This is a genomic window from Azospirillum sp. VT-I1, from assembly GCF_055698305.1.
The window spans coordinates 760,889-770,000 of the sequence record NZ_CP168803.1; the positions used below are offsets into that span (position 1 = coordinate 760,889).

The window sequence follows — 9,112 nt, forward strand, 5'->3', positions numbered from 1 at the left end:
CCGGCCGGGGGCATCGACAAGAAGGAGGGTATGCACCATGAAGAACGCCATCGCCAATCTGGTGCGCTGGTCGGGGTTCGGTGCGATGCAGCGGTTCCTGAAGGCGCGCCACGGCGTCACCATCGTCGTCTACCACGACCCGGCCCCGGAGGTGCTGCGCGAGCATCTGCGGTGGTATTCAAAGCATTACGGCTTCACCACCCTGGACGCGGTGGCGACCGCGATGGAAACCGGCCGGTGGGACAAGCTGCCCGCCTATCCGCTGGTCATCACCTTCGACGACGGTCACCGGAACAACACCGAACTGGCGCCGGTGTTCCGCGAATTCGACCTGCGGCCGACGATCTATCTGTGCAGCCAGATCGTCGGCACCGCCCGTCCCTACTGGTGGAAGACCCCCGCCGCCGACGGCATCGGGGTGGAGCGGCTGAAGCGCGTCCCGGATCCGGAGCGCCGCCGCCTGCTGGCCGAGGCCGGCAACGACCCCGACAGCGACGGAACCGACCGGCAGGCGATGACCTGGGACGAGATCGCGCGGATGACCGACGTCGCCGACTACGGCGCCCACACCCGCACCCACCCCATCCTGCTGCAATGCGACGACAGCCGCTGCGCCGACGAGATCGCGCTGTGCCGCACCGAGCTAGAGGAGGCGCTGGGCCGGCCCTGCCGCCATTTCGCCTTCCCCAACGGCGATTTCAGCGACCGCGAGGTGGAGGAGATCCGCCGCGCCGGCTACCGCACCGCGCGCACCATCGATCCCGGCTGGAACGACGCCTCCAGCGATCCCCTGCGGCTGAAGGCCTTCCCCGTCTCCGATGACGCGACGGTGGAATGGCTCAGCGTGCAGCTGACCGGCATCCCGGCCTGGCTGCGCAAGCGCAAGGGCGGCACCGCCGATGCCGGAGCCGGAGAGGTCATGTCCGGATGGACTGGCACCATGGCCAAGCCCAAGTCGGCAGGCGTATGACCGCCAATTACTTTCGCATGCCGAAGGGTAGGACACCGTCAACTGGCCCTATAACCGGACAACAGAGTGGCTAACCACAGACTTCAATGCACTCCTATCCTTTGATCCCTCGCAAAGCAGCGCGATAGTCACAATAAAATTGCATATCACGCTGATGCGAAATCAAAGGCCGGAACGACGGAAGGACAGCAGGCAAGGGGGTCAGCCGGAACCCGCCCCCGGACAGTCCAGACGAAGCACCAGGACGCCGTTTCGACCGAACCCTCACCGCGACAGCACCCTTCTCGCGACGCAACCCAAGTCGACCGAACCCAGCAGGAGTTTTCAGAGACATGCGGACCGCCACCCTGACCGACACGACCCTGACCGCTCCCGCCCTGCCGGAAATCCGCGCGTTCATCGTGGAGAACTTCCTGCTCGGCAAGGACTCCGGTTTCGACAACAGCGAATCCCTGCTGGAGTCGGGGATCATCGACAGCACGGGCATCATGCACGTCGTCGCCTTCCTTGAGGAACGCTTCGGCATCGCCGTCGATGACGACGACATGATCGCCGACAACCTGGAATCCGTGGACCGCATCGCCGCCTTCGTCGGCCGCAAGCAGGAACTCCGCAACGCCGCCTGACTCCGCGGAAACGCTGACGGCGAAGACGGCGCCGAAAGACGGGCAAAGGCAGGAAGGACATCCCATGGCCCATCTGGTTCACCAGTTCCTCGGCGAGACGGCCCGGCGCGATCCTGATCGCACCGCGCTGATCGCCGGGGATGCCCGCCGCAGCTTCGCCGAACTGGACCGTGAAAGCGACGCCGTCGCCTGCGCGCTCCAGTCGGCGGGGATCGCCCGCGGCGACCGCGTCGCGGTGATGCTGGAGAACTCCATCGAGTATGTCGCCGGCCTGTTCGCCACCCTGAAGGCCGGCGGCGTCTTCGTCCCCGTCAATCCCTCCACCAAGGCCGACAAGCTGACCTACCTGCTGGCCGATGCCGGCGTCCGGCTCCTGATCGCCCCGGCGGCGCTGGCCCGGCAGGTGCTGCCGGCGCTGGAGGCGGTGGAAACCCCGCCGGCCGTCCTGTGGGTCGGCAGCGGACTTCCGGACGGTGCGGCCGGTCTTCTCTATGCCGACGCGCTTGCTGCCGAGCACCGCCCGCCGGCCGATCCCGGACTGATCGACCAGGATCTGGCGGCGATCATGTACACCTCCGGCACCACCGGACGGCCGAAGGGCGTGATGCTCACCCACGCCAACTACGTCAACACCAGCTGGGCGATCTCGACCTATCTGGAGAACACGCCCGACGACGTGGTGATGTGCGTTCTGCCGCTGACCTTCGGTTACGGCCTGTCCCAGGTGATGACCGGCGCCCGCGTCGGCTTCACCCTGGTGCTGGAGCGTTCCTTCGCCTTCCCGATGGAGACGCTGAAGCGCATGGTCCGGCATCGGGTCACCGGTCTGCCCGGCGTGCCCACCGTCTTCTCCACCCTGCTGGGCTTGGACGCGGCGAAGACCGCCGATCTCGACAGCCTGCGCTATCTGACCAACGCCGCCGCTCCGCTGCCGGCCGCCCATCTCCGCCGTCTGCGCGAACGGTTCCCGCAAGCGCTCTTCCATTCCATGTACGGCATGACGGAGTGCTGCACCCGCATCAGCACGCTCAGCCCCTCCGACCTCGACACGAAGCCGGCCTCCGTCGGCCGCGCCATCCCCAACTGCGAAGCCTTCGTCGCCGACGAGGAGGGCAACCGCCTTCCCCCCGGCCAGGTGGGTGAGCTGGTCGTGCGCGGCGCCAACGTGATGCGCGGCTACTGGAACCGGCCGGAGGAGACCGCCCGGCGCCTACGCCGCGGCCCGCATGGCGAGACGCTGCTGTTCACTGGCGACCTCTTCACCCAGGACGCCGAGGGGCACCTCTACTTCGTCAGCCGCAAGGACGACGTGTTCAAGTGCCGCGGGGAGAAGGTCAGCCCCAAGGAGGTCGAGAACGCGCTGTACGAACTGGACGGCGTGCTGGAGGCCTGCGTGATCGGCGTCCCCGACGATGCCGACGGGCTGGCGGTCAAGGCCTTCATCGTCCCGCGCGACGGCGCCGCCATCCCCGAGGCGGCGATCCGCCAGCACTGCCGCGGCCGGCTGGAAAGCCATCTCGTGCCCAAGTTCATCGAGTTCCGCGACAGCCTGCCGAAGACCGACTCCGGGAAGATCAGGCGGGCGGATCTGGTGGGGGAAGTGCGGACGCAAGCCCCCTCCCTAACCCTCCCCGCTACGCGGGAGAGGGGACAGGCGCCTGATCGACAAAGCGGCGGCAGTCCCTCCCCGCCCAGCGGGGGAGGCTAGGTGGGGGTCTACCTCCCCAAAGCAACAACACCCACCCCAGGACAGAGAGCACGCTCATGTGTGGTGTCGCCGGAGTTCTCGCAGGATCGCATGCCCAACCGCCCGGTCTGGACGAGCTGAAGCGCATGATCGCCATGCTGGGCCACCGCGGCCCGGACGGCTATGGCTTCTATCGTGACGACCGGATCGGGCTTGCCCATGCGCGGCTCAGCATCGTCGGTCTGGCCGGCGGCTTCCAGCCGATCCACAACGAGGACCGCAGCCTCTGGATCAGCTTCAACGGCGAGATCTTCAACCACGTCGAACTGCGGCGGGATCTGGAGGCGCGCGGCCACCGCTTCTACACCCGGACCGACACCGAGGTGATCGTCCACGCCTTCGAGGAATACGGCCCCGCCACCTGGGCCAAGCTGAACGGCCAGTTCGCCATCTGCCTGTGGGACGCCAAGCGGCGCGAGCTGTGGCTGGTCCGCGACCGGCTGGGCATCCTGCCGCTGTTCTATGCGCGGCGCGGCGACCATCTGGTCTTCGCGTCGGAGGCCAAGGCCCTGTTCGGCGGCGGCCGGGTGGCTCCCGCCTTCGACCCGGCCCGCCTCGCCCAGGTCTTCACCCACTGGAGCACCGCGCCGCACGGCAGCGTGTTCGCAGGGGTGGAGAGCGTGCCCGCGGCCACCGCCATCCGCGTCGACTCCACGCTGGCTCTGCATGTCGACCGCTACTGGCAGCCCGATTTCGCCACCGATTCCTCGCTCGCCACCCTGTCGCTGGACGAGGCGGCCGACCGACTGGAGGAAAAGCTGCTCGACGCCATCCGCCTGCGGCTGCGCGCCGATGTGCCGGTCGGCGTCTATATCAGCGGCGGGCTCGACAGCTCGGTGATCGCGGCGCTGGCCCGCAAGCTCGACACCACCCACATGCACAGCTTCGGCGTCCGCTTCACCGACGCCGGCTTCGACGAGACGCCGCAGCAGCGGCTGGTCGCCGGCCATGTCGGGACCGAGCATCACGACATCCTCTGCAGCCCGCAGGACATCCAGGCCGCCCTGCCCGACGTGATCCGCCATGGCGAGACACCGCTGGTCCGCACCGCCCCCGCCCCGCTGTTCCTGCTGTCGCGTCTGGTGCGCGAGAGCGGCATCCGCGTGGTGCTGTCCGGCGAGGGCGCCGACGAATGGCTGGCCGGGTACGACATCTTCAAGGAGGACAAGGTCCGCCGCTTCTGGGCTCGCCAGCCCGACAGCAAGGCGCGGCCGAAACTGCTCGGCCGCATCCACCCCTTCGCCGCGGTCAACGGCCAGAAGGACAGCCCGCTGTGGCAGGCCTTCTTCAAGCGCGGGATGATGGAGACGGACGAGCCCTTCTACGCCCACCGCACCCGCTGGCGGAACACCGCCTGGTCGCAGCGCCTGCTGTCGGCCGACGTCCAGGCCGCCGCCGACGATGCCGCCTTCGAGGCACATGTCGCCGCCCATCTGCCGGACGGCTGGTCGCGCTGGTCGCCGCTTGCCCGCAGCCAGTGGGCGGAAATCGCCACCTTCATGACCCCCTATCTGCTGTCGGCCCAGGGCGACCGCGTCGCCATGGCCAACAGCATCGAGGTCCGCTATCCCTTCCTCGACCCGGCGGTGGACGACCTCTGCGCGGCATTGCCGGACCGGGTGAAGATGCTGGGCCTGCGCGACAAACTGGCCCTGCGCCGGCTGGCCGCCCGCCATCTGCCGGCCGAGATCTTCCAGCGGCCGAAGCGCCCCTACCGCGCGCCGATGACCACCGCCCTGTTCGGCGACAGCGCCCCGGACTATGTCCGCGACCTGCTGTCGCCAGAAGCGCTCGCCCGCTACGGCCTGACCGACGCGGATGCCGTCTCAGCGCTGGCCGACAAGGCCCACCGCCAGAACGGCCGCATGGGCGGCGAGCGGGAGGAGATGGCCCTGGTCGGCACGCTGACCCTGCAGATGCTGGCCAATTACGTCCATGACGAGCTTCCCCAGCGCGTGCGCGAGCAGCGCGACGCCCTGGACCGTGCAGAAATTCATGTGCTGGAGGATCTGGTCGGCAACGCCCGGACCACCACGCAGCAATCCACCGCGGCCTGACCGCCGCGCTTCTTTCTGACCGACGATGCATCAACCCCCATCGGGAACCGTGACCATGCTGAACGCCCTGTCCTCGCCCCTCGCTCAGTTCGACTCCAAGGCCCTCGATCTGGATTGCGCGGCCGCGGCGCGCGAGATCGAAGACGCCATCCAACGCATCGTCGCCCAAGATCTGCGCCGCCAGGGCATCGTGCTCGGCGTTTCCGGCGGCATCGACAGCTCGGTCTGCGCCACGCTGGCCGTCCGCGCCCTGGGACCGGAGCGCGTGCTGTGCATCCTGATGCCGGAGAAGGAGAATTCGCCGAAGAGCACCCGTCTCGGCACCCTGCTCTGCGAGCATCTCGGCGTCACGCCCGTCATGGAGAACATCACCGGCCCGCTGGAGGCGCTGGGCTGCTACGAGCGGCGCGACAACGCCATCCGCCGGCTGTTCCCGGAATTCGGTCCGGGCTGGAAGCAGAAGATCGGTCTGGCCGGCAACCTGCTGGACGCCGACCGCGTCAACTACTTCACCCTGACCGTCGAATCGCCGGAGGGGGAGCGCCAGACCAGCCGCATGCCGGTCGACGTCTATCTCGACGTGGTCGCCGCCACCAACCTGAAGCAGCGCATGCGCAAGACGGTCGAATACACCCACGCCGACCGCCTGAACTACGCCGTGCTCGGCACGCCGAACCGGCTGGAGTATGAGTTGGGCTTCTTCGTGCGCGGCGGCGACGGTCTGGCCGACCTGAAGCCGATAGCCCACCTGTACAAGTCGCAGGTCTACCAGATGGCGGCCTATCTCGGCCTGCCGGCGGAAATCCAGGCCCAGTCGCCCAGCACCGACACCTATACCCTGCCGCAGTCGCAGGAGGAGTTCTACTACGCCCTCCCCTACGACAAGCTGGACTTGGCGCTCTGCGCCTACGGCCGCGGCGCCACGGAAGAGGAAGCGGCGGCAGCCCTGGACCTGACGGTGCAGCAGGTCCGCCGCGTCTACAAGGACATCACCGCCAAGCGCCGCACCTCCGCTCGCATCCTGCGCGATGCCCATCTGGTGCAGCCGGTGTCCGTTGGGGATGAGGCATGAGCGTCATCGACTGGAAACAGCGTGGCGTCGCACGGTACGAGCCGGATGACCGTGCCGCCCTCGACACGTTCCAGCGGGCGCATTTCGGCGCCGAGGCCATACAGCTGTGTCCCGACCATTTCCACTGGCTGTTCGAAGAGCCGCCGGAGCGGGAACATGAAGGGCCGCAGCTCTGGCTGTGCAAGCGCAACGGTGCCGTCGTCGGCCAGCAGGGCGGCATTCCGTTCGCCCTGAAGGTCGGCGACCGCAATCGCAGGGCCTCCTGGGCGATCGACCTGATGGTCGCCCCGGAATGGCGCCTGCGCGGCGTCGGTCCCGCCCTGTCGGAAACCCATTCCAGCGCCAGCGATCTCGCGGTGTCGCTGTCCATGACGGAGGCCGCCTACAAATCCTACAAGCGGGCCGGCTGGCTCGACCTCGGCAATGTGCCGACCTACCTGCGGGTGATCGATCCGTTGCGCTGCCTGCGCGTCAGCCCCTATGGCGGCGGGCTGGCCAAGCTGGTTGCCCGGATCGGCAAACCGGCGCTCGCCACTGCCTCCATGGGCTACGGGCTGTCAGCCAAGCTGCTCGGCGCCAGGCTGGTGGAAATCGACCGCTTCGACTACCGGGTGGATGATTTGTGGGAGGCCGCCTCGGCGCAGCATCCGGTGATCGCACGGCGCGACTGGGCCTTCCTGAACTGGCGTTTCGATGCCACGCCGCAGGCCGACCGCTTCCGCCGCTTCTATGTCATGCGCGGCGAGACCGTGCTGGCTTACGTCGTGCTGCGGGTCGACCACTGGAAGGGCGAGCCGGTCGGGGTGGTCTGCGACTATCTGGCCCGGCCGGGCTGGCTGTTGGCGGCCTTCTCGCTGATGACGGAGCTGGCGCGCCGGCAGGGAATGGTCGCGCTGATGTGCCGGACGCTGAACGCCCAGGCGGCGCGGCCGCTGTCGATGATGGGCTTCCTGTGCCTGAAGAACGGCCTGCGCACGCCGACCCGCATGATGGTGCGGCCGGCGCTGGACCAGCCGGAACTGGCCGGACCGACGGGCGATCCCAAGAACTGGTTCGTCACCGTCGCCGACAGCGACATGGGCTTCAAGGGCTTGGGTGAGTAGAAGATACGCTAAGCACAAAACGCGAAAAGGCCGCCTTCCCACAAGGGAGGCGGCCTTTTCGCTGAGCGCGATAAAATCGAGTTTCAAGTGACGGGATGCGTCTTCGATGACGTCCATGGAGCGGCTTACCGCTGTGCATGGCGTTCGGTGAGATCAAGCCGATCGAGCGATTAGTAAGGCTTAGCTTCAGACATTGCTGCCCGTCCACATGCCTCCTATCGACGTGATGGTCTGTCACGGCTCTCAAGGGAGCTCTGGTTTAGAGGTGGGTTTCCCGCTTAGATGCTTTCAGCGGTTATCCCGTCCATACTTAGCTACCCGGCCATGCCACTGGCGTGACAACCGGTGCACCAGAGGTATGTCCATCCCGGTCCTCTCGTACTAGGGACAGATCCTCGCAAAACTCCGACACCCACGGCAGATAGGGACCGAACTGTCTCACGACGTTCTAAACCCAGCTCACGTACCACTTTAATCGGCGAACAGCCGAACCCTTGGGACCTGCTCCAGCCCCAGGATGTGATGAGCCGACATCGAGGTGCCAAACGACTCCGTCGATATGGACTCTTGGGAGTCATCAGCCTGTTATCCCCGGCGTACCTTTTATCCGTTGAGCGATGGCCCGTCCACGTGGAGCCACCGGATCACTATGGCCGACTTTCGTCTCTGCTCGACTTGTCAGTCTTGCAGTCAGGCGGGCTTATGCCATTGCACTCGACGAGCGATTTCCGACCGCTCTGAGCCCACCATCGCGCGCCTCCGTTACACTTTGGGAGGCGACCGCCCCAGTCAAACTACCCGCCATGCAGGGTCCCGGACCCGGATCACGGGCCACGGTTAGATGCCAGAGACTTCAAGGGTGGTATTTCAAGGATGGCTCCACACGAGCTGGCGCCCATGCTTCCAAGCCTCCCACCTATCCTACACATGAAGTCCCTAGCACCACTGCAAAGCTGTAGTAAAGGTGCACGGGGTCTTTCCGTCTGACCGCGGGAACTCCGCATCTTCACGGAGAGTTCAATTTCGCTGAGTTGGTGTTGGAGACAGCGGGGAAGTCGTTACGCCATTCGTGCAGGTCGGAACTTACCCGACAAGGAATTTCGCTACCTTAGGACCGTTATAGTTACGGCCGCCGTTTACCGGGGCTTCAATTCAAGGCTTGCACCTCTCCTCTTAACCTTCCGGCACCGGGCAGGCGTCAGACCCTATACGTCGCCTTGTGTGGCTTCGCAGAGCCCTGTGTTTTTAGTAAACAGTCGCTACCCCCTGGTCTGTGCCCCCCGCCATGGCTTGCGCCACAACGGGGCCCTCTTCTTCCGAAGTTACGAGGGCAATTTGCCGAGTTCCTTCAACACCATTCTCTCAAGCGCCTGGGTATACTCTACCAGTCCACCTGTGTCGGTTTGGGGTACGGTCTATACGGCGGGGCTATTTCCTGGAACCGGTCCACAGCACGATCAATCCGATAAGATCGTACACGCTTTCCAATCCGTCACCTCCGCCAGGCCCACGACTATTAACGTGGTTCCCATCGACT

Annotated in this window: 6 protein-coding genes and 1 rRNA gene (1 of these 7 only partly in view); 6 read left to right on the plus strand and 1 reads right to left on the minus strand. The window is 66.3% G+C overall.

The window, feature by feature from the left end; genetic code table 11:
- The first annotated feature begins 37 nt into the window (after nucleotides 1-37).
- The 6 genes from AB8P05_RS21940 (at nucleotide 38) to AB8P05_RS21965 (ending at nucleotide 7,575) form a co-directional block, all read left to right on the plus strand.
- Nucleotides 38-970, plus strand: a complete 933-nt coding sequence (locus AB8P05_RS21940; RefSeq protein ID WP_472760352.1) for a polysaccharide deacetylase family protein — start codon at nucleotides 38-40, stop codon at nucleotides 968-970.
- 332 nt (nucleotides 971-1,302) lie between these two features.
- Nucleotides 1,303-1,596: an acyl carrier protein gene (locus AB8P05_RS21945; RefSeq protein WP_014188245.1), complete on the plus strand. Its 294-nt coding sequence runs from the start codon at nucleotides 1,303-1,305 to the stop codon at nucleotides 1,594-1,596.
- Nucleotides 1,597-1,660: 64 nt separating this feature from the next.
- On the plus strand, nucleotides 1,661-3,304 hold the full coding sequence (locus AB8P05_RS21950) for a class I adenylate-forming enzyme family protein (RefSeq protein WP_472760353.1): 1,644 nt from the start codon (nucleotides 1,661-1,663) through the stop codon (nucleotides 3,302-3,304).
- 56 nt (nucleotides 3,305-3,360) lie between these two features.
- The gene (gene asnB, locus AB8P05_RS21955; protein WP_472760354.1) at nucleotides 3,361-5,400 is read left to right on the plus strand and encodes an asparagine synthase (glutamine-hydrolyzing); all 2,040 of its coding nucleotides are present in this window, start codon (nucleotides 3,361-3,363) and stop codon (nucleotides 5,398-5,400) included.
- Between the two features lie 55 nt (nucleotides 5,401-5,455).
- Nucleotides 5,456-6,472: an NAD(+) synthase gene (gene nadE / locus AB8P05_RS21960; RefSeq protein WP_455174247.1), complete on the plus strand. Its 1,017-nt coding sequence runs from the start codon at nucleotides 5,456-5,458 to the stop codon at nucleotides 6,470-6,472.
- Entirely contained in the window at nucleotides 6,469-7,575 is a 1,107-nt protein-coding gene (locus AB8P05_RS21965) for a GNAT family N-acetyltransferase (RefSeq protein ID WP_472760355.1), read from the plus strand. Before nadE ends, AB8P05_RS21965 begins: the two co-directional genes overlap by 4 nt.
- Nucleotides 7,576-7,724: 149 nt before the next feature.
- On the opposite strand, the gene AB8P05_RS21970 is transcribed toward AB8P05_RS21965, so the two are convergent.
- Nucleotides 7,725-9,112, minus strand: a 23S ribosomal RNA gene (locus AB8P05_RS21970); it runs 1,358 nt beyond the window's last position.